The organism is Paenibacillus sp. SEL3 (assembly GCF_054602585.1).
Window position 1 is genome coordinate 3,274,951 of record NZ_CM137725.1, and the last position, 25,050, is coordinate 3,300,000.

Annotated in this window: 2 protein-coding genes; one reads left to right on the plus strand and one right to left on the minus strand. The window is 49.6% G+C overall.

Translation table 11 applies throughout. From position 1 onward, the window contains the following. The first annotated feature begins 3 nt into the window (after window positions 1–3). Window positions 4–23,730 (plus strand): non-ribosomal peptide synthase/polyketide synthase, encoded by a 23,727-nt coding sequence (locus tag ACYCS5_RS15185; RefSeq protein ID WP_459761289.1) that lies wholly within the window; start codon window positions 4–6, stop codon window positions 23,728–23,730. Between the two features lie 110 nt (window positions 23,731–23,840). Here the strand turns inward: ACYCS5_RS15185 and ACYCS5_RS15190 are convergent, their stop codons facing one another. Beyond that, the gene (locus ACYCS5_RS15190) at window positions 23,841–24,875 is read right to left on the minus strand and encodes an alpha/beta hydrolase (RefSeq protein ID WP_459759732.1); all 1,035 of its coding nucleotides are present in this window, start codon (window positions 24,873–24,875) and stop codon (window positions 23,841–23,843) included. Window positions 24,876–25,050 lie beyond the last annotated feature (175 nt).

A 25,050-nucleotide genomic window follows, 5' to 3' on the forward strand; every position in this document is an offset into this window, starting at 1 on the left:
GAGATGAATGACATGCAGTTATATGATTTAACAAATGCGCAGAAGCGTATATGGTATACCGAATTACTCTACCCAGATACGTCAGTGTCACAGCTTTCCGGTACAGCTAAGATGAAGGGGCATATCCATATCGCTGCCTTCATGCAGTCTATTAATTTGATTATCAAACAGTATGATGCGTTCCGTATTCGTATTACCTCAGTGGATGGAGTGCCTCAACAGTATGTCGTTCCTTATGAAGAAAGACAGTTGGAGTGCCTGGATCTTTCCCACTATGAAAGTATATCTGAAGTGGAGGCCTTACTTGAGCAACACAAAAGCAAACCCTTGCCCCTGCTGGATTCTGAACTCTTCCAGTTTTTAATTGTGAAGATTAGCGAGGAAGAGTATTGGATTAATATCAAGATGCACCATATTATTTCTGACGGAATATCAATGGTGGTCTATGGCAATCAGCTCACAGCGTTTTACATGGAGTTAATTCAAGGAAATGAACCGAAGCTGGGCGACGATTGCTCGTATATTGAATATATTGCAGATGAGAATGCATACGAACTTTCTGACAGATACCAGAAGGATAAGGCATACTGGCTGAATCAATTTTCTAATTTGCCTGAGCTTACGGGTTGGAAGTCATATAATCCGTTATCTTTAAGCACTCACGCTGTTCGGGAGCATTTTACTGTACCAGAAGTGCTGTATCACGAGCTGCAGGCATTTTGCCAACAGAACAGAATTTCCTTGTTCCAGTTCTTCATGGGTGCGATGTATATCTACATACACAAAATGACGAATCAGCCGGATGTGGTGATTGGAACTTCGTTCGCTAACCGGGGGAACAAAAAAGAGAAGCAAAAGATAGGTATGTTCGTCAGCACCGCTGCTGCCAGAACATACGTCGAAAAGGATATGGATGTGCTGAGCTTCGTGCAGGATGTAGCCAGAGATCAGATGTCAATCCTGCGGCATCAGAAATATCCATACAATCAGTTAATTCAGGATCTTAGAGAAATGCATGGCAACAAGGATATTCAGCGGCTTTTTGGCGTTTCAATGGAATATCGTCTTATCAATTGGGTTGATTTGGATGATGTGCGTATTTTGACAGATTATGATTTCTGCGGGGATGAAGTGAACGATTTCGTACTTCATATCGTAGAGATCCTGGATGAAGGCGAACTGGTACTGGATGTCGATTATCGGACGGAGCTGTTTGAACGCAGCGAAGTTAAGGACATGGTTTCCCAGTTGCTTACGATCGCCGAGCAGGTCATTCATTCACCTCAGCTTTCTATCGCAGAGGTAAACTTATTGGGCGAACCCGAAGAGCAATCCATTTTGGCTCTTTCGGAAGGCGCTGCAGTCGATTATCCACGTGAGAAGACCATCCATGGCTTATTCGAAGAACAAGCCGAGCGCACGCCAGATCACGTAGCCGTTCAGATGGACGAGCAGAGCATTACATACCTAGCTCTAAACGAGCAGGCTAACCAGCTTGCGAGATATTTGCGCTCCGAGGGAGTAGGGGCAGATACGCTCGTAGGGATTATGGCTGACCGTTCCTTGGAGATGGTCATCGGGATGTTGGCCATTTTGAAAGCAGGGGGTGCCTATGTACCGATTGACCCCGATTATCCGGAAGAGCGTATCCATTATATGCTGGAGGATTCAGGTGTCCGTCTGTTGCTCACCCAAAGTCATCTGTGGGAGAGTACCACTTTTGACGGAAAGCTTGTGAGTCTGGACGATTCTGTAACGTATACAGGAGATGCCTCCAATCTGGAGAGCATTTCGGGACCAAACCATCTGGCCTATGTCATCTACACGTCGGGTACAACCGGCAAGCCGAAGGGCACGCTGATTGAGCACAAAAATGTAGTTCGACTGCTCTTTAACGATAAAAATTTATTTGATTTCACCTCTCAGGATACGTGGACGCTATTCCATTCGTTCTGCTTCGATTTCTCCGTGTGGGAGATGTACGGAGCGCTTCTTTATGGAGGGAAATTGGTGATTGTTCCATCTCTCACAGCCAAAAGCCCAGCAGCTTTCCTGGAGTTGTTGAAAGATAACCAAGTCACCATTTTAAATCAGACGCCGACGTATTTTTATCAGGTGCTACAGGAAGAACTAACGCACTCTTCGACAGAGCTTGGCCTTAGAAAAATCATTTTTGGTGGAGAGGCTTTAAGTCCATCTCTTCTGAGAAACTGGCGGGTCAAGTATCCTGATGTGCAGCTGATTAATATGTACGGAATTACGGAAACAACGGTCCATGTCACCTACAAGGAAATCACGGAACATGAGATTGAAGCGGGGAAAAGCAATATTGGCAGAACGATCCCCACACTTAGCGCTTACATTCTCGATGAGCAAAGACGCTTGCAGCCTGTTGGGGTTCCGGGAGAGCTATACATTGCGGGGGACGGTCTGGCCCGTGGGTATTTGAATCGGCCGGATTTGACGTCTGAGAAATTCGTTGAACATCCGTATCGGGCGGGAGAGCGGCTGTACCGAACGGGGGATCTTGCTCGTTGGTTGCCTGATGGCAATATTGAATATTTGGGGCGGATCGACCATCAGGTCAAAATTCGCGGCTATCGAATTGAGCTTGGCGAGGTAGAAGCCCAAATTCTCAAGGCTCCGAACGTACGGGAAACGATTGTCCTCGCACGGGAAGACGAACAGGGCCAAAAATTGCTGTGCGCCTACTATGTAGCCTCCAGTGATCTTTCGCCGGGGGAATTGCGGTCTCAGCTGGCAGCGGAACTCCCCGCTTACATGATTCCTTCTTATTTTGTCCGGCTGGAGCAAATGCCGCTTACGCCAAATGGCAAACTGGATCGCCGTGCGTTGCCGGCTCCTGAAAGCAGCGTACAATCCGGCGAGGCTTATTTGGCTCCGAGAACTGCTGTGGAAGCTCAGATGGTACTCATTTGGCAAGATATCTTGGGTGTTACCCGCGTTGGTGTCAGGGATAATTTCTTTGAAATTGGGGGTCACTCCTTGCGGGCAACCGTGCTCGTTTCACGGATTCACAAAGAATTGGGATGTAGCATTTCGCTGCGTGAGGTGTTTCAGTCACCTACAGTCGAATCCTTGGCGCAACTTGTGAAGAAACACATTCCAACCATGTACGAATCCATCCCACAGGCGGCGGAAAGCGAAGCTTACCCAGTGTCCTCAGCGCAAAAGCGGTTATACGTGCTGAGACAGATGGACGGGGGAGAGCTCAGCTACAATATGCCAGGGGTCTTCACGGTGGATGGACCGTTGGATCGCACGCGGCTGGAGTCTGCGTTCCAGGCACTGATCCAGCGCCATGAATCCCTGAGAACCGGCTTTTATATGCAGGATGGAGAGCTTGTTCAGCGTGTGCATAGGAATGTGCCGTTCGTGTTGAACTACACAGAGGCTTCGGTGGAGGAGACGGATACGCTCATTCACAGCTTTATTCGTGCCTTTGATCTGAGTCAGGCTCCATTACTGCGTGTTAGCTTGGTGAAGCTCCAGGAGGAGCGTCATCTGTTGCTGTTTGATATGCATCACATCATTTCAGATGGGGTTTCTATTCAAATATTGATAGAGGAACTTACTCATTTGTATCAAGGAGAACAGCTACCAGAGCTGCACATCCAGTACAAGGATTATGCCGTATGGCAACGGGAACAGTCAGAGAACCAATGGCAAGATCTTGAGAAATATTGGCTGCAAGCCTTTGAAGGAGAGTTGCCAGTATTGGATCTGCCTACAGACTTCCAACGACCTTCGGTTCGGAGCTTCGAGGGTAGTCGAATTGATTTTACATTGGATGAGTCTGGAAATAAGGCAATACAAGAGCTTGCGTCCCGTACAGGTACTACACTGTATATGGTATTGCTGGCCGCTTATTCGGTACTACTGCACAAATATACAGGACAGGAGGACATCGTCGTAGGTTCTCCAGTAGCCGGAAGGCCGCAGGCTGAGCTTGAGGGTATCATCGGAATGTTTGTCAACACACTGGCCTTGCGCAGCTACCCGGCAGGAGATAAAACCTTTCAGGATTATCTTCTGGAAATCAAGGAAACAGCGCTCAAGGCGTTTGAGCATCAGGATTACCCTTTTGAAAAATTGGTCGAAAAGCTGGGCGTAGGACGTGATGCCAGCCGCAATCCGCTCTTTGACACCCTATTGGTATTACAAAATACCGAGCAGGAAGAGCAGGAAATGGACGGAGTGCACTTTACTCCTTACTTGATGGACACCGTCACAGCCAAATTTGATCTGTCCCTCAATGTAGAGGAGAAGGGCTCAAAATTAGCCTTTGGCCTCGAGTATAGTACGGCTTTATATCGCCGTGAAAGTGTAGAGCGACTTGCAACGCACTTGCTCCGGATTCTGCACGCAGTCTCGGCCAATCCCCAGTTGCAACTGGCCGAGATAGAAATGATCACACCGGAGGAAAAAGTACAGATCGTTGAAGTATTTAACGCGACATCGGCTCCTTATCCAAGGGACAAGACCATTCATGAGCTGTTCGCAGAACAAGTCAAGCGTACACCAGAGCAAACGGCGCTTGTATTTGGAGATGTCCAGCTAACGTACCTTGAATTGGAAGACAAGGCGAGCCGATTGGCCCAAACACTGCGTCGTTTGGGAACGTTAAGGGAGCAGCCTGTGGCCGTGATGGGCGGACGAAGCATCGAAATGGTCATTGGTATGCTCGCGGTGCTTCAAGCGGGTGGAGCCTATGTGCCTATTGATCCTGATTACCCGGAAGATCGGGTGCGTTATATGCTTAATGATTCCGACGCCAAGCTATTATTGGTGCAAAAGAGCGAGCTTATAAATGTAGACTACGGTATACCGATTGTCGATCTTAGCAGTGAAGAGGCTTATGCAGCTGAACCTGCCCAGCCGGAGACTGCCCAAGGATCGCAGGGGCTTGCTTATGTCATCTATACATCGGGTACGACGGGTAGACCGAAGGGCGTTATGGTTGAACACCGGAACGTGGTTCGTCTGGTCAAAGAGACCAACTATGTGGAGCTGAATGAATCTACGCGGATTTTGCAAACGGGAGCAGTGGCCTTTGATGCTTCTACATTCGAGATATGGGGAGCTTTGCTTAACGGTGGACAGCTCTATTTCGTAGAGAATGACGACATTCTGATTGCCGATAGGCTCAAAGCAGCTATTGCCAAGTACGGGATTACGACATTGTGGCTTACTTCACCGCTTTTCAATCAGCTTTCCCTGCAGGATGAGTACCTGTTCAGAGGGCTCAAAGCATTACTAGTCGGCGGTGACGTACTGTCCATATCTCATATGAATCGTGTAATCGAGGCTAATCCTGATCTTGTCCCTATCAATGGCTATGGTCCGACAGAGAATACGACCTTCTCCACCACCTACGAGATTCCAGGTCGTGCCGAAGGGGTCGTACCGATTGGTCGCCCAATTAGTAATTCGACCGCTTATGTGGTCAATGGATCGCTGCAATTACAGCCTATTGGTGCTTGGGGTGAACTCATTGTCGGCGGTGAAGGTGTAGCGCGCGGATATCTCAATCGTCCTGATCTCACAGCAGAGAAATTTGTCCCTAGTCCTGTGAAGGACGGAGAACCCTGCTACAGAACTGGGGATTTGGTGCGCTGGCTTCCAGATGGGAATTTGGAGTTTAAAGGAAGAATTGATGAGCAGGTCAAAATACGTGGTTACCGCATCGAACTCCCTGAAATCGAGGCCCAACTGGCCAAGGTGGAGTCAGTAATCGACGCTGTAGTGGTCGTTCGCGCGGATGAGCTTGGAGAGAAGCAGCTTTGCGCTTATTATGTGGCGGATCGTACGCTCACGGCAGGCGAAGTACGTCTTTCCCTATCGCAGGTGCTTCCGGGCTATATGATTCCATCCTATTTTATTCAGATGGATCGTATGCCATTAACGTCAAACGGAAAAGTGGACCGCAGGTCTCTGCCGGCTCCGCAAGTAGGTGCGCATACAGGACGGAAGTATACAGCTCCTCGTACACCGGCCGAAGAAGCTTTGGCGTCTGTCTGGCAAGGGGTGCTGGGTGCCGAACAGGTGGGTATCCATGACAATTTCTTTGAATTGGGTGGAGATTCCATCAAGGCCATTCAGGTGTCGTCACGGTTACTGCAGGCCGGCTATCGGTTAGAGATGAAGCAACTGTTCAAATCGCCAACCATTGCCGAGCTAGGCGCGGAAATACAGACGGCTGTGCACATGGCTGAACAGGGAGTTGTGCGTGGAGCGACTCGCTTGACTCCAGTCCAACAGTGGTTCTTTGGCCGGAAGCAGGCAGAGCCTCATCACTTCAATCAAGCGGTTATGCTGTATCGTGAACAGGGATTTGAGGAAAAGGCCTTGCATCAGGTGCTGAGAAAACTTGCTGAGCATCATGACGCCCTTCGTATGGTTTTCCGTCAGACAGAGCATGGCTACGAAGCTTGGAATCGTGATCTTGAAGAAGGAGAGCTTTATAGCCTGTTCACCGTTGATTTACGGAGTGAATCCGATCCGACTGCAGCCATTGCATCGCTGTCGGATGACATTCAGCGCAGTATCCATCTGGCAGAAGGCCCGCTGCTGAAGTTAGGACTTTTCCATTGTCAGGATGGAGACCACCTTCTGATCGTGATCCACCATTTGGTGGTGGACGGAGTATCCTGGCGGATTTTGTTCGAGGACATCGCAGCAGGCTATGAGCAGGTGATTCAAGGCCAAGCACTGACACTCCCGCAGAAGACGGATTCCTTCCGTGACTGGGGTGACGCCCTTGCTCGTTATTCGGAAGGCCCTGAAATGGAGACTCATCGGGCGTATTGGAGAGAGCTGGAGGATCAGCCACTCGAACAGTTGCCGAAGGATGAGGCTGTGGAAAGCCTTCTTTTACAGGATAGCAAAGTAGTAACAGCACAATGGACTATAGAAGAAACCGACCAATTGTTGAGAAAGGCCCACCGTGCTTATCAAACAGAGACGAATGATCTGCTATTGACTGCTCTAGGCATGGCGATATCCAAGTGGTCTGGGATCGAAAAGGTTGCTGTGAATCTGGAAGGGCACGGTCGTGAGCCGATTATACCGAATATCGACATCACCCGTACCGTCGGCTGGTTTACAAGTCAATATCCGGTGATTTTAGACTTGGGGGATAACTCGGAAGTGGCCTCCTTGATCAAGTCTGTGAAAGAAGGGTTGCGCCGAATTCCGAACAAAGGTATTGGCTACGGGTTGCTCAAAACGGTGGCAAGTCAGTTGGATGAAGATAGCTTCAGCTTGCAACCTGAGATTTCTTTTAACTATCTGGGGCAATTTGATCAGGATTTGCAAGGAAGCTCATTGCAGATCTCTCCTTATCCGACCGGAAGCGCGCAAAGCTTGTTGGAGGAACCGGCCTATACGCTAGATATCAATGGCATGGTGACGGACGGAGCCCTGACTCTGACGATGACTTATAACGGAAAACAGTATAAGTCATCTACGATGGAACAGCTCGCTGGATATATTGAAGAAAGCCTGCGGGAGCTTCTTCAGCATTGCGTAACCCAAGAAAAAACCGTATTGACACCAAGCGACGTGCTTGCGAAAGGTCTAAGCATTGCCGACCTGGAGGAGCTTTCTAAGCAAACGAGCCACATTGGCGATATTGAGAATGTATATAGTCTGACGCCGATGCAGAAGGGCATGCTGTTCCATGATATGTTTGAGCCGCGTACAGGCGCTTATTTTGAGCAGGCTGCTTTTGACTTTAAAGGTAGCTTTGATCCGAACGCCTTCGGACACAGTCTGGATGCAGTGGTGGAGCGTCATGCCATCCTGCGCACGAACTTTTACAGCGGATGGGGCAGCGAGCCTTTGCAGGTTGTATTTCGGCACAGAGGCGCTAAATTGGTGTACGAAGACCTGCGGGAGATGAATGCATCGCAGCGTGAGGCTTACCTGAAGACATTTGGTGCTAAGGACAAAGCACGGGGCTTTAACCTGGCTGAAGACGAGCTTCTTCGTGTATCGATTTTACAAACAGATGAAGAGAGCTTCCGTCTCTTATGGAGCTTTCACCACATCGTCATGGATGGGTGGTGTGTTCCGTTAATTACGCAGGAGGTATTTGAACACTATTTTGCCCTTCTGGAAGGAAGAGAGCCGCAGCTGGCAGAGGTTCATCCGTACAGTCGATATATCGAATGGCTGGAACAGCAGGATGAAGCAGCTGCGTCCAACTATTGGAGCCGATATCTGGCCGGTTACGAGCAGCAGACGCTTTTACCTCAAGTCGGTGGAGCAAGTAAGGGAGAAGGCTATGTAGCAGAAAAGCTGAATTATCCTCTCAGCAAGGAATTAACTGAGCGCCTTGAAAAGGTGGCCAGGGATGCTCATGTCACGATGAACATATTGCTGCAGTCCCTCTGGGGCATTGCACTTCAACGCTATAACGGTAGCCGGGATGTCGTGTACGGAAGTGTAGTATCAGGCAGACCAGCAGAAATTCCGGGCATTGATCGGATGATTGGTTTGTTCATCAATACGATTCCTGTTCGTGTGAAGACAGAGGAGAATCTCCCCTTCACGGTTCTGATGAAGCAGCAGCAGGAACAATATATGGCTTCTCATATGTATGATACCTACCCGTTGTTTGAAATTCAGGCTCAGACGGATCAGAAGCAGGATCTCATCTCTCATATTATGGTGTTTGAGAATTATCCTGTGGAAGAGGAAGTAGAGCGTCTGGGTGGTGGCGAGGCTGCCTTTGAGATTGAGGAAGCGGAGCTTCTTGAACAAACGAATTACGATTTTAACTTAATTGTTCTACCAGGCAAAGAGATGAGATTGTTGTTCCAATACAATGCGCTCGTCTATGATCCAGCCACGATCGAGCAAATCAAGGGCCACTTGTTCCACCTGATGGAACAAATTGTGGAGAATCCTGCAATTTCCGTGGATGCTCTAGAATTAGTCACGCCGCAGGAGAAAGAACAGATTCTGAACGTATGGGGAAATACACCATGTATTTACGAGCAATGTAACACGTTCCACGGGCTGTTGGAGGAACAGGCGGGACGAACGCCAGACGCGACTGCCCTTTTGTTTGGGGACGAGATGCTGACCTACGCCGAGCTCAATGCAAAAGCCAATGGACTGGCGAGAAGGCTCCGTACTCAGGGAATCAAGACGGGAGATCTGGTGGGACTGATTGCTGCACGGTCGCTCGAAATGATCGTTGCGATCTACGGCATTATGAAAGCCGGGGGTGCCTATGTTCCAATCGATCCAGAGTATCCGAAAGAACGAATCAGTTACATGCTTGAAGATTCCGGGGCGAAGCTGATCCTTACACAGGCCCATCTCTTGGAGCATCTCGGATGGACGGAAAATGTTTTGCTGCTGGATGAATCATCGACCTATGATGCCGACACCTCGAATTTGGAGGCTACTGCCGGCCCGGATGATCTGGCTTACGTGATCTACACTTCAGGTACGACGGGTCAGCCTAAGGGCGTATTAGTCGAGCATCGGGGACTACCCAATCTTTCGGACGTATACGGGACACACTTCGAAGTTACACCGCAGGATCGGATCGTTCAGTTTGCAAGCCTGTCGTTTGATGCATCGGTTTCGGAAATTTTAACGGCGCTGAGCCACGGGGCTGTTCTGTGCATCCCTTCTACACAAGATATTTTAGATCATGCCCTGTTCGAGCAGTTCATGAACGATAAGGGGATTACGGTAGCGACTTTGCCACCCGCTTACGCTATCCACCTTGATCCAGAGCGTTTGCCAACACTGCGGTGCTTGCTAACCGCTGGATCGGCCGCATCGATCGAGTTGATCGAAGAGTGGAGGAAGCATGTGCGTTACTCTAATGGCTATGGCCCAACAGAGGACTCCGTATGCACCACAATCTGGTCTGTCCCGGACAGTGAGGGAGCAACGGATATTGTATCTATTGGACGACCTATTGCTAACCATAGTGTGTACATCTTGGATGACCATTTTAGATTGCAACCTGTCGGTGTAGCTGGAGAGCTATGCATTTCGGGTATCGGGTTAGCGCGGGGGTATCATAACCAGCCTGAGTTAATGGATGAGAAGTTTGTGGACAATCCATTTGCCCCAGGAGAGCGTATGTATCGGACGGGTGACTTGGTTCGCTGGTTACCGAATGGAACCATCGAGTACTTAGGTCGAATAGATCACCAAGTCAAAATCCGCGGCTATCGTATCGAGCTAGGCGAGGTAGAAGCACAAATGCTCAGAGTGCCGTCCGTTCAGGAAGTCGTGGCCATGGCTGTAGAGGGCAATGACGGCTACAAGGATCTAGTCGCTTACTTCGTAGCCGCTCAGAAACTTGAGGTATCCGAACTTCGGGCCGTCCTGTCGGAGATGTTACCTGGATATATGATCCCTTCCCGCTTCATACAAATGGACGATATGCCTCTGACGTCGAACGGAAAAATCGATCGAAAAGCGCTGCAGGGCGAGCGTGGATGGGCAGTTGCTTCATCTGAGGCTCCAAAGACACCTGTAGAAATGCAATTAGCCCAAATCTGGCAAGAGGTGCTAGGTGTAGAGAATGCGGGAGTGAAGGACAATTTCTTCCATTTTGGAGGTCATTCACTGCGTGCAGCCCTGCTAGTCTCACGAATTCGCAAGGAAATGAATCGCGAGATTAGTCTGAGAGCAGTGTTCGAGTCTCCTACTATTGAAGGATTGGCCCGTGCTATTGAGGGCTATACACCGCTGAATTTCGAAGAAATTCCTACAGCGGGAGCGAGAGAGCATTATCCATTGTCCTCGGCCCAAAAACGACTGTTTATTCTAAGTCAGCTGGAAGGTGGAGAGCTGAGCTACAATATGCCGGGTATTCTTACCGTTGAGGGAGCTTTGGATCGGGAACGGCTAGAGCAGGCATTCCGTCGTCTGATTCATCGTCATGGTTCGCTGCGTACTCGTTTTGTGACCGTGAACGGTGAACCTGTACAGCAGCTCCTGACGGATGTTCCGTTTGCTGTGGAATATGCGGAGTTGAGCGAGGAAGAGGCAGGAGCTACCCTTCAGCAGTTCGTCCGTCCTTTTGATCTGGGTGTAGCTCCATTGCTGCGGGTCGGCCTTATTCGAATTGCACATGAGCGCCATTTACTATTGTTTGACATGCACCATATTGTCTCAGATGGGGTTTCTATGAATATTCTCATAGAAGAGTTTCTCCGCTTCTACCAAGAGGAGGACGTACTTCCTGAGCTACAGATCCAGTACACAGACTATGCGGTATGGCAGCAAGAGCAGCTCGGAAGCGAGCGTCTTAAGGCCCAGGAGGCTTACTGGCTGGATGCTTTCCGCGGAAGCTTGCCAGTGCTGGATTTGCCAGGAGATGAAGTTCGTCCTGCGGTGCGAAGCTTTGCGGGCGATCGAATCGACTTCCAAATTGATTCTTCTCTGAGTGCTTCACTTCAGGAGCTGGCTACCCGAACGGGTTCCACTCTGTTCATGGTACTGCTGGCAGCCTATACAGCGCTCTTGCACAAGTACACAGGTCAGGAAGATGTCATCGTCGGTTCACCTGTGGCAGGAAGATCCCATGCGACACTCGAAGGCCTCATCGGTATGTTCGTCGGCACAGTGGCACTTCGTACTTATCCAGAAGGAGAGAAGCCTTTCGAGGCTTATCTGCAGGAAGTGAAGGAAACAGCGCTGCGGGCCTATGAAAACCAGGATTACCCGTTCGAGGAGCTGGTAGAAAAGCTGGAGCTTCAGCGTGATTTGAGCCGTAACCCACTATTTGATACCATGTTTGTCCTGCAAAATATCGAGCAGGGAGAACAAGAAATAGAAGGATTGCGCTTCACTCCTTACGATAATGTACATCCGGCTGCCAAGTTCGATCTCACGCTGACCGTGAGTGAAGCAGACGGGGCATTGAACTGCACGCTTGAGTACGCGACTGCGATCTACAAGCAAGAGACTGCTGAGCGGATGGCAGGCCACTTTGTACAGCTTATTCGGGAAGCCATCGCCAATCCGGCACTGCCGTTGTCATCCCTTGATATCGTGACACCTCAGGAAAAATTAAGGCTGATGAAAGCGCCGGACGAAGCCAAGGCAGACTATCCTCGTGACAAGACGATCCATGCGCTGTTCGAGGAGCAGGCCGCACGTACTCCGAATGCAGTGGCAGTCGTATGTGAAGATGCAGCCCTGTCCTACAGCGAGCTGAACGAGCGGGCCAATGGACTTGCCCGAACGCTGAGGGAACGTGGTTTGCAACCAGACGGTTTGGCTGGAATCATGGCGGATCGTTCCCTTGAAATGGTGGTCGGAATTTTAGCCATCTTGAAAGCAGGCGGGGCCTATGTCCCTGTAGACCCTGAATATCCAGAAGACCGCATTCGCTTTATGCTTGAGGATTCAGGAGCCAAGCTACTGCTGACACAAGCGCATCTGGAGCAACGGGTCTCCTTCGCCGGGGATATCGTAAGTCTGGACAAAACGGCTTCCTACAAGGAGGATGTCTCAAACCTGGAGCCTGCAGCCGGACCGGGGAATCTTGCCTACGTCATCTACACATCGGGTACGACAGGCAAGCCAAAGGGAACACTGATTGAGCATAAAAATGTAGTTCGCTTGCTCTTTAATGATAAAAATATGTTTGACTTTGGTCCTCAGGATACGTGGACACTGTTCCATTCATTCTGTTTTGACTTCTCTGTATGGGAAATGTACGGAGCATTGCTGAACGGAGGACGGTTGGTCATCGTTCCATCGCTTACCGCGAAGAGTCCAGATCGTTTCTTACAATTGCTTAAGGATCAGAAGGTCACCGTTTTGAACCAGACACCGACTTACTTCTACCAGTTGCTACAGGAAGAGCTCGGTCATCAGGCGGCAGAACTGAGCCTCCGTATGATTATCTTCGGTGGAGAGGCATTAGCTCCGGCCCTGCTCAAGGACTGGAGAACGAAGTATCCGCAAGTGCAGCTCATTAACATGTACGGCATTACCGAAACGACCGTGCATGTAACCTACAAGGAAATTACAGAGTTGGAAATTGAACAGGGCCGCAGCAATATCGGCACCACGATTCCGACGCTGCGAGCGTACATTTTGGATGAACAACGCCGTCCACAGCCGATTGGCATTCCAGGTGAACTCTATGTGGCGGGCGTAGGTCTGGCGCGAGGTTATCTGAACCGACCGGAATTGACGGAAGAGAAGTTTGTCGCTCATCCGTTCGAAGCAGGCGAGCGTATGTACCGCTCGGGTGACTTGGCACGCTGGTTGCCGGATGGCAGCATGGAGTATTTGGGACGGATTGACCATCAGGTAAAAATCCGTGGTTACCGTATTGAGCTAGGCGAAGTGGAAGCGAAGCTGCTCCATGCTCCGTCTGTAAGAGAGGCCGTTGTGCTCGCCCAAGAGGATGGAAGTGGACAAAAAGTGCTTGTCGGCTATTTCACAGCCGATCAGATGCTGACGGTAGGAGAGTTGAGAAAAGCCTTGGCTGCCGAACTGCCGGCTTATATGATTCCATCTTACTTTATGCAATTGGAACAGCTGCCTTTGACACCAAATGGCAAACTGGATCGCAAAGCGCTTCCGGCTCCGGAGGCCAATGTGCAGACTGGAGCGGTTTATGAACCGCCAAGGACGAAGGCTGAGGAAGCTTTGGCTTCCGTATGGCAAGGTGTGCTGGGAGCACAGCAGGTCGGCATCCACGATCATTTCTTCGACCTGGGTGGTGACTCCATCAAGGCGATTCAAGTGTCCTCGAGATTGTTCCAAGCTGGATATAAATTAGAGATGAAGGATCTCTTCAAATATCCGACAATTGCCGAGCTCAGCCCGTATCTTCAGGCAGCCGGACGTACAGCGGAACAGGGCGAAATTAAAGGTGCAGCAGAGTTAATGCCAATTCAGCGCTGGTTCTTTGAACGCCATACAGCGGAGCCGCACCATTATAATCATGCCGTCATGCTCTATCGGAAAGACGGCTTTGATGAGGCTGCACTCCGGTTGACAATGGACCAAATTGCGATCCATCATGACGCGCTGCGCATGGTTTTCCGGCCTACAGAAGCTGGATACGCAGCTTGGAATCGGGGAACGGATGAAGGCGAGCTCTACACATTGGACATTGCTGATATGCGGCAGGCGGAAGACCAGACAGCTGCGGTTCAGGCCCAAGCCAATGCCATTCAGGCAAGCTTTGACTTGGAAGGTGGCCCACTGTTCAAGCTAGGCCTGTTCCATTGTGAAGATGGCGATCATTTGTTGATTGTCATTCATCACCTCTTGGTTGACGGTGTGTCCTGGCGCATCCTGTTTGAAGACATTGCAACAGGATACGAGCAGGCGTTGAATGGACAAACGATTGTTCTTCCGCAAAAGACCGATTCGTATCTTGTATGGTCCGAGCAAGCGGCGAAGTATGCAGCAGGTCCTGCCCTGGACGAGGAGCGTTCATACTGGCAGCAGATTGAGGAGACGCTTCTGGCTCCACTGCCCAAGGATAAGGATCAGGAGCCAGGCACCGTTCGGGATACCGAGTCGGTTACGGTAACGTGGTCTGCTGAAGAAACAGAGCTGCTGTTGCGACAAGCAAACCGGGCTTATCATACGGAGACGAATGATTTACTCTTGACTGCTCTGGGAGCAGCTATTCAGCGCTGGACAGGCATGGAGCAGGTTCTGGTTAACCTTGAAGGACATGGACGGGAAATGATCGTACCAGATCTGGATATTACCCGTACCGTGGGCTGGTTCACAACTCAGTACCCTGTTCTGCTGAACCTGCAAGATGGGCAGGAAGTATCTACCCGGATCAAGCGCATCAAGGAGAATTTGCGAGAGGTTCCGCACAAAGGTATCGGCTACGGTCTGCTGAAATATATGGCACCGGAAAAAGACACTCGATTCAGCGTAGAACCAGAAGTTTCCTTCAACTACCTTGGACAGTTTGACCAGGATTTGGAGGGGAATGCTCTTAGCTTGTCTACACATTCAGTCGGTAAGGCGCTCAGCGATCACACACCGCAGCAATATGCTCTGGATGTGAATGGCATGATTGCTGAAGGACAGCTATCACTGACGATTACGTACAGCAACAGGCAGTATCGTAACGAGACGGTGAGTCATTTTGCTGAATTATTACAGTCAAGCCTTAGTGAGGTCATCCGGCATTGTGTAGCTCAGGAGTGTTCACAGCTTACACCTAGTGATGTTCTGTTCCAAGGATTAACATTGGAGCAGCTTGATCGACTTACGGCGCAGACGGCTCATATCGGAGAGATTGAGGATGTGTACAAGCTGACGGCAATGCAGAAGGGCATGCTGTTTCACAGCCTGCTGGAGCCGGATTCCTCTTCATACTTCGAACAGGCAACGTTTGAGATGCGTGGCAGCTTCGATGTAGATATCTTCTTCGAGAGCTTCCAGGCTTTGGTGCAACGACATGCCATACTACGTACCGGCTTTTACAACAACATTGCGGATGTACCGCTGCAAGTTGTCTTTAAGCAACGGTTAATCCCTCTGCACTACGTAGATTTGCGCGACGCATCTATGCAGGAACAAGAAGCCCGAATCAAGGCTTATATTGCTGAAGATATGGTTAAGGGGTTCAGCTTGTCAGAAGATCCGCTGATGCGAGTGACCGTCTTGCAGAAGGATCAAAGCTGTCTTGTATTGTGGAGCTTCCACCATATTGTTATGGATGGCTGGTGTATCCCGATCATTACACAGGAGCTGTTCGATTATTATTCTGCCAAGAAACAGCAATTACAGCCTGTCCTGCCGCCAGCTCAGCCCTATAGCCGTTATATCGAGTGGCTTGATGCACAGGATGATCAAGAAGCTTCAACATATTGGAGCCAATATCTCGAAGATTATGACGGGAATACCGTATTGCCGGAAGGTAAAACGAAATCTCAAGCCAAAGAAGCGGGCTATGTCCTAAAAGAGCATGTTCTCCATCTGGGTGCATCTTTGACCGGTAAAATGGATGTTGTCGCGAAGCGCAATCACGTGACCGTCAACACACTCATGCAGACAGCTTGGGGACTGATTCTTCAACGTTATAATGCCAGCTCGGATGTCGTTTTCGGCGGCGTTGTATCGGGTAGACCGGCAGAGATTGCAGGGATCGAGAATATGGTGGGTCTGTTTATTAATACAGTACCTATCCGTGTACAGTCATCCAAAGACGAGGCCTTCGTCGAGGTAATGAAACGTACACAGGCACATTCGTTGGCTGGTCGTGCCTACGACACCTATCCGTTGTATGAGATTCAGGGGAAAACAAGCCAAAAGCAAGACCTGATTTCTCATATTATGATCTTTGAAAATTACCCGCTTGACGAACAGGTAGAACAGTCGGGTAATCAAACGGAGGACAATCTCGAAGTCGCCAACTTCGCCATGTTTGAGCAAACCAACTATGACTTTAACCTGGTGGTCATTCCAGGCGAGGACATTAAGGTCTGCATTCGCTACAATGCATTGGTCTACGAGCAAGAAAGCATTGTGCGAATCGGAGGACATTTATTGCAAATGCTCGATCAGGTAGCTACTCGTCCGCAAGCGACGATACAGGAGCTGGAGATTGTAACACCAGAGGAACGGACAAACCTGCTTGACTGGGGTGGCAAGGCTCATGTCTACCCAAGTGATCAGGGCCTGCATACCTTGTTTGAGGAACAGGTGGCTTGTACGCCGGATAAGATCGCGGCAATAAGCGGCGACATCCAGATCACATATCGGGAGCTGAACGAGCAGGCGAACAGACTAGCTTCCACCTTGATAGCCCAAGGACTACGGAGTGAACAAGTAGTGGGGCTGTTGGCGGATCGGTCTATGGAGCTGCTTGTCGCTATCATGGGTGTGCTCAAAGCGGGTGGAGCCTATGTACCGATTGATCCTGAATATCCGCAGGAGCGGATTCAGTATATTCTGAAGGACTCTGGCGCTGAGATTCTGCTCACACAGAGCCACCTGACGAAACTAGCTTCCTTTGAGGGAATGGTTATGGAGTTGGATTCTCCGCACATCTACGGAGACGGAGTGAATAATCCTAATATTCCTGTGAGAGGAAACGATTTGGTGTATCTAATCTATACTTCGGGTACAACAGGAAATCCGAAGGGAACCATGATTAACCATAAAGGAATCGTGAACTACATCTGGTGGGCAAATAAAGTCTATTGTGCAGGGCAACCAACAGACTTCCCGCTGTATTCGTCCATTTCGTTTGACTTGACGATGACATCAATGTTTACTCCGTTAATAAATGGAGGAATAGTACGGATTTATGATGGTATAGATAAAGCGGAGGTTGTTCAGCATATTTTGCGCGAAAATGCGGTGGATATTCTCAAGCTGACGCCGACGCATCTCAGTCTGATTAAAGATATGACCATCCCGGTAGAGAGTCGCATTCAGCAGCTTATTGTGGGTGGAGAGAATCTGACCACACATTTGTCAAAAACGATTACCGACCTCTTTGGTGGCAATATCAAAATCTACAATGAATACGGTCCAACCGAAACCGTCGTCGGTTGCATGATTCACCTGTATGATCCTGCGAAGGATACACGGGAATCCGTACCGATTGGTTTGCCGTCAGACAATATATACATTCATATCCTGGATGAACAGCTTCGTCTCGTACCGTTAGGTGTGGAGGGCGAAATGTACATCGCCGGGGACGGGGTAGCCCGTGGATACCTGAACCGTCCGGATCTTACCGCAGAAAAATTCATTAGGAATCCGTTCGCTGCGGAAGGAAATATGTATCGCACCGGAGATTTGGCTCGTCGCCTTCCTAATGGAGACATTGAGTACATTGGGCGTATTGACCATCAAGTCAAAATACGGGGCTATCGTATTGAGCTTGGTGAGATTGAGGCCAAGTTGCTGGATATGCCCCTTGTCGAGGAAGCTCTCGTTGTTGCCTGGGCAGACGCCAATGGACAGAAGTCTCTGTGTGCTTACTTTGTAGCGGATCGCGAAATGTCTGTCAGCGAGCTGAGAAACGAACTGTCTGCCGGACTGCCTGCATATATGATTCCGTCTTACTTCGTACAACTGGACGTGATGCCTCTGACACCGAATGGCAAACTGGATCGCAAGGCACTGCCTGAACCGAACTCGGGTATAAAGGCGGGAGCAGACTTTACCGCTCCGCGGACGGATGTGGAGAACATTTTGGCTTCAATCTGGCAAGGTGTACTTGGCGTGCCGCTTGTCGGCATTCATGATAATTTCTTTGAACTTGGAGGTGACTCGATCAAATCCATTCAAGTATCCTCAAGGCTTCTTCAAGCAGGCTACAAGCTTGAAATGAAGGATTTGTTCGGTTATCCGACAATTGCAGAGTTGGCGCAGCGCGTTAGTGTGGTCAGCCGAATTGCGGACCAAAGCGAGGTACACGGATCGGTAAGACTGGGACCTGCTCAGCACAGATTCTTCGATGAACAGTCAATGGATCTGCATCACTTTAATCAGTCGGTCATGTTGTACCGACGGGATGGCTTCAATACCGATGCGCTCGCCGAGGTTGTTCGGACAATTGCAGAGCATCATGATGCTTTACGACTGGTGTTCCGCCAAGGAGAGCAGGGATTGGAGGCCTGGAACCGGAGCGTAGGTGAGGGTGAACTCTATAGCCTCCAAATCCACGACCTGCGGGATGAGACAGACCCGGCTTCAGCAATAGAAGCGGGTGCGGAAGCCATTCAGCGCAGCATCTCTCTGGAGGATGGACCTCTCTTTAGACTGGGTCTGTTCCGCTGTGCGGAAGGCGAACATCTGTTGATCGTTATTCATCATCTGGCTGTGGATGGCGTATCCTGGCGTATCCTCTTTGAGGACCTGCAGGAAGGCTACGAGCAGGCAGCACGTGGAGAAGCAGTCAAGCTTCCGCAGAAGACGGATTCGTACCGTGCATGGGTTGAGGGAATCACACAATTTGCTAACAGCCCGGCGGCTGAACAAGAACTCAGCTATTGGGCAGAGGTAGAAGGAGATGGCTTTGTCCCTCTTCCCAAAGACAAGGTAGATGGCGCACTTCTCATCAAGGATAGCGAGGCTATCACGGTCAGATGGTCACCAGAAGAGACAGAGCAGTTCCTGAAAGAAGCGAACCGTACTTACAATACGGAGGTCAACGATCTGCTCCTGACAGCCCTTGGTATGGCTGTTCACGAGTGGACGGGAATCGAACGTGTAGGCATCCTTCTGGAGGGACATGGGCGGGAGCCTGTTGTACCGGAACTGGATATTACTCGCACAATAGGCTGGTTTACAAGTCAATACCCTGTCGCCCTTGAGATGGACGGGGAATTGGAGATCGGGGCCAGAATCAAGCATGTAAAGGAAGGCTTGCGTCGTATCCCGAACAAAGGTGTCGGATATGGGATTTTGAAATATTTAAGCGACAGTCCCGATACCTCCTCCTTCTCGGCTGAACCGGAGATTACGTTCAACTACTTGGGTCAGTTCGATCAGGATCTTGCAGGAGGGACGATGGAAGTATCGCCTTACTCCGTAGGACCTGAGGTCAGTGAGCAGATGGTGCAGCATCAGGCATTGAACATTAATGGACTGATTGCCGAAGGGCAGCTTCAACTCTCGGTCAGCTATAACCATCATCAGTTCCACGGGGAGTCCGTGGCTAAGTTTGTTGGCATTCTGAAGAACTGTCTTAGTGAAGTCATTGGACATTGCGTAAGTAAGGAAAGAACAGAACTAACACCAAGCGATGTACTCCTCAAAGATATCAGCTTGGAAAAGATTGAGGAGTTAGAAGAGCAGACACGGCATATCGGTAGTATTGAGAATATGTATAAACTGACGCCGATGCAAAAGGGGATGTTGTTCCACAGCTTGCTGGAGGCTCATTCAGAGGTCTACTTTGAGCAGGCCACATTTGAAATTCAGGGAGTGTTCTATCCTGAGGTTTTCAAACGCAGCTTACAGCAACTGATGAAACGGCATGCCATATTGAGAACGAATTTCCATGCTGGATGGGGCGATTTCCCTATACAGATTGTGTTCAAAGAAAGAGCATGCGATTTCGTATACGAGGATTTGCATGAGCTGGATTCCGCTGAAATAGAAGCGCGTCTTGCAGCTTATGTTGCCCAAGACAAAGCAAGAGGCTTTGATCTTGCGAATGAAGCCTTGCTGCGTGTTGCTATTCTACGTACTGCAAAAGAGCATTACCATCTGTTGTGGAGCTCTCATCACATCATTTTGGATGGCTGGTGTATGCCACTTGTGCTCCAGGAAGTGTTTGAAACATACGGAGCTCTACGTGAGCAAAGGGAACCTGAGCTTCCTGTAGCAGCATCGTACAGCCAGTACATTCAATGGTTGGAGAAACAAGGCGAGGAAGAGGCATCCTCTTACTGGAGAGGGTACCTGGAAGGCTACGAGCAGCAGACGAAGCTGCCACAAGCCATCACACAGCCATCGGCAAAAGCAGAGGCCTATGTGTCGGAGAAGCTGGTATTCACGTTGGATGCGGAACTGACCGATCGCCTGGAACAGGTGGCCAAACAGCATCAGGTGACGATGAATACGCTGATGCAAGCAGCCTGGGGAATCGTGTTGCAGCGCTACAATAGAAGCCAGGATATCGTCTTCGGAAGTGTGGTATCGGGAAGACCTGCCGAGATTCCGGGAATCGAAAGCATGATCGGTCTCTTCATTAATACAGTTCCAGTTCGGGTTCAGGCCGAGGGAAGCGATACGTTCTCCCATGTGATGAAAAGACAGCAGGAATTATATTTGGCAGGACATGCTTATGATTCCTATCCGCTCTATGAGATTCAAGCACAGAGCGAACAAAAGCAAGATTTGATTTCTCATATTATGGTGTTCGAAAATTACCCGGTAGAAGAGCATCTAGAAGAGAAAATTGCCGGTGAAGAGGCTGAATACAAAATTACAGATGTTCAGATGTTTGAACAGACGAATTATGATTTTAACCTTATTGTGCTGCCGGGACGTAGTCTGGAGTTCTTGTATCGATATAATGCTCGCGTCTATGACCGGGAGAGCGTGGAACGGATTCAAGGACACTTGACGAGAATTCTGACAAGCGTATCTGTACAACCTGCTATCCGTATTGATGAGCTGGAACTGATCACGCCAGAAGAGAAATCACAAATAATAGAGGTGTGGGGAGATACAGTAGCTCCTTATCCGCGTGAGCAGACCCTCCACGGCATATTTGAGGAAAAAGCTGCGCTCACACCGGATCGTACAGCACTTGTTTACGGAGAAACGAAGCTTACCTATGGAGAACTTCATCAGCAGGCGAACCGTCTTGCGCGTACACTGCGTGCCCAAGGGGTCAGACCGGACCAACCAGTTGGCATCATGGTCGAGCGCTCGCTTGAGATGATCATTGGTATTCATGCCATTCTAAAAGCTGGTGGGGCCTATGTACCGATTGATCCGGAGTTCCCAGAAGACCGTATTCGCCACATGCTGGAGGATTCGGGGGCGAAGCTTCTGCTGACGAAGAACCATCTTAAAGATCGGTTCCCGTTCACTGGCACGATCCTGGCACTTGATGATCCGCAGGCGTACCATGGGGATAGCTCGAATCTGGAGCCAATTGCGGGGCCGGAGCATCTGGCGTATATCATTTACACGTCAGGTTCAACCGGCAAGCCGAAAGGTGTAATGATTGAACACCGCTCTGCCGTCCATACGCTGAGTCAGCTGGAAGCTGAATATCCGATGTTGGCAGGCGACCGTTTCCTGCTCAAAACGACATTCACCTTTGACTTCTCTGTGCCAGAGCTGTTCTGCTGGTTCTTTGGACAGGGGACTCTCGTGATCCTGCCACAAGGCGTGGACAAAGACCCGATGGCACTGCTGGAGGCTGTGGATACGAACCGAATCACGCATCTTAATTTGGTGCCATCGATGCTCAGTGTGCTCGTTCAATACTTGAAAGAAAGCGGCACCCAAGGATTCCTTACTCTGAAATACCTGTTTGCCTGCGGCGAGACGCTGCCTGCCAAACTTGTAGAAGAGTACTATAAAGTATCTCCACACGCAGTACTGGAGAATATCTATGGTCCTACCGAAGCGGCCGTATATGCGACCCGATATACAACTAGCCCTGAGACTGCGGCTCTAACGCATGTGCCGATCGGCAAACCGTACGCTAACGTCCAAGTATGGATGATGGACAGCGCTTCTCAGGTATCACCTGTGGGGGTACCGGGAGAACTCTGCATTGCAGGCGAAGGGGTAGCGCGGGGGTATTTCAACCAGCCGGACCTGACGGCAGAGAAGTTCATTCCTCACCCGTACAAACCGGGAGCACGGATTTACCGAACGGGCGATTTGGCCCGATGGCTGCCAGACGGGAATATTGAATATTTGGGACGGATCGATCACCAGGTAAAAATCCGGGGTTACCGCATTGAGCTGGGAGAAGTGGAGGCACAAATTCTGAGGGTGTCATCGGTGCAGGAAGCGGTTGTTCTAGCACTGGCTGACTCCAGCGGAAGTACTCAGCTGTGCGCATACTTTGTGGCCGAGGAAGGGCTCGCAGCGGGCGTATTACGCGAAGCACTGGGCAGCGAGCTGCCAAGCTATATGATTCCGTCTGCTTTCGTACAGCTCGCACAAATGCCGCTGAATCCGAATGGCAAATTGGATCGCAAAGCGCTACCGGCACCAGAAATCCTTCTGCGGAGCACAGCGGAGTATATCGCGCCACGTACGCAGACAGAAGTCGAGCTCGCTCAGATTTGGTCCGAGGTGCTCGGCGTACAGGAAATCGGGATCAGAGATCATTTCTTTGACCTTGGGGGCCATTCCCTGAAAGTATTGGGCTTGATCCAAAGGATCTCGTCTAATATGGGCGTCCATCTCCCACTCCAGGCCGTGTTTAATCTGCCGACTGTGGAAGAAATGGCGCATGAAATTTTCAAGCTGCAGGCAACAACTACTGCCGACGAACAAGAAATGGAAATTATCCACTTCCCAGGGAAAGGAACGCTTAAAGTATTTTGCTTCCCTCCTCGGGTAGGTCACTCTCTGGGGTACTATGAGATGGCCAAGGAGCTGGATGGGCTTTGCGAGGTGTACGGGATGGAATTTATCGGCGATCGTTTTCAGGGCCAAGATATGCTGGATCGATACATCGATGCCATCGTGAACATTCAAGCCGAGGGCCCATATGTATTCCTTGGATACTCACTTGGAGGAAATCTCGCCTTCGAGGTAGCTAAAGCTATGGAAAGCCGAGGCTACCATGTTGGTGACATTATTATGGTAGATGCTATGAGAAAGATGTCCAAGGATGAATCGACACCTGAGGAGCTTGAAGAGATTGTCGAGACAGTGCTGGATAGCATTAGGGAGCAGTACAAAGTATTCCTCGCCGATCCAGCCGACAGGGAGCGAGTCATGGACAAAATGTTGGTGTACTCCACCTACCGCGATGAGCTTATTAACGCAGGTGAAGTTCATGCGAATATCCATGCTCTGATTGCGGAGGATGATAGTATTGGTCCAGATACATCATTAGATAAATTGTTATGGCAACAGGCGACGCATGGTCAATACAAAGAATACGAAGTCATCGGAACGCATGATGTGCTGCTTGATTCCGGTTTTGTCGGGGAAAATGCTAAAGTACTGAAACAAATACTTGGTAAAATTGCAGAAGCCTCATCTAAAAACAAGCCTATTCTGTCCTAAGATCAATCAACGAGAATAGTATAGGGTAGCAAAGACGCCCGGATTCCTTTATATAGAAGGAACTCGGGGCGTCTTTTGTTTTTTTATGCTGTCCTTAACATATAAAGCCCCTAATTGTCTGTGTATGCTCTAGACATGGTTGACTGAAAATGACTGGTGTCGGTGATGAGTTCACGGATGACCTGGATGACAAGCTCCGGTTGATCATGGATGATCATATGCTCGCTCTTCTTGGCAACAATAAATTTGCTGTTTGTAGAGATGTTAAGCATCTCGCGCTGTCCCATTTGCCAGCTTTGTTCGATCTGATCATTTCCGCGCTTACTAATACCGAACTGAGTCAAATCTTGTTGAACGCCCCGGGCAATTACACGTACAGGGAGGTTGCCCAGATGCTGTCCCCGTATGGCATCTTCGGTAGTGCTTGCTAGATCACCTTCCTCCGCAACAGATCGAAAGTACTTAGAAGAAGCGACAATATTCACAAAAGAGTTTCTATCTTGATATTCGACTCGACCCGTTAGCATAAAATTGGGAAACAGGCGAAATGCTCCTGACTTTTCTAGGAGAATGGATATTAACGGGGAGGGATTGACCTTAGGTCGTTCTTTGGCATAGATCTCATTTGTCCGGCGAGCGTCATTCTCAGGCCTGGCATCCACCAGAACCAATCCTGCCACTTCGTCTTTGTAGGTCTGCGCGTACAGTCTTGAGTACATCCCTCCGAGAGAATGGCCTACCAGGATATAAGGAGCTTGGATGTCTGCGTTTTTTAAGGCGAGATGAAGCTCCCGAACGATGTTTTCCCCGGTTCGTGGAGTAGCAGCCTCCTCGCTCCAGGCATAGCCTGCCCGGTCATAGGATACAACAGTGGCGAATGATGACAGCTTTTCAGGAATATCCCTCCAGGACAGGCTACTTTCCCCACTCCCTGATTCAAGCAATATTGTCGGAGAGCCATTACCGAGTTTATGAATATGAAGTCGATAGCCCCCGGCATCGACTAATTCCCCCGGAGGCGGGTATTGTGATTTATCCTTTTTGGATGCAATCCACTCATACACAAATCCAGAGATCACGAAAAGTAGTAAGCAAGAGATGATAAGAAACGCAATTCTCGTCCATGTTCGCCTTCGTTGTTTCATTAGAAAATCTACTCCTCTATATAGCTATAATTAATCATTACCTAAAGTTGCGTGCAACAAAGCTGCATCGTATGGTTTGTTGCTAGCTCCTTATCTTTTTTACCCATCCTTTCTTTGTCAAATCATCAATATTAAAGAAAAAACAGAATATGCACTTGAGTTGTAATAGCAACAC

Excerpts from the sequence above, each read along its gene's own strand:
- ACYCS5_RS15185 (WP_459761289.1), top strand. The coding sequence starts at position 4 with ATGAATGACATGCAGTTATATGATTTAACAAATGCGCAGAAGCGTATA.
- ACYCS5_RS15190 (WP_459759732.1), bottom strand. The coding sequence starts at position 24,875 with ATGAAACAACGAAGGCGAACATGGACGAGAATTGCGTTTCTTATCATC.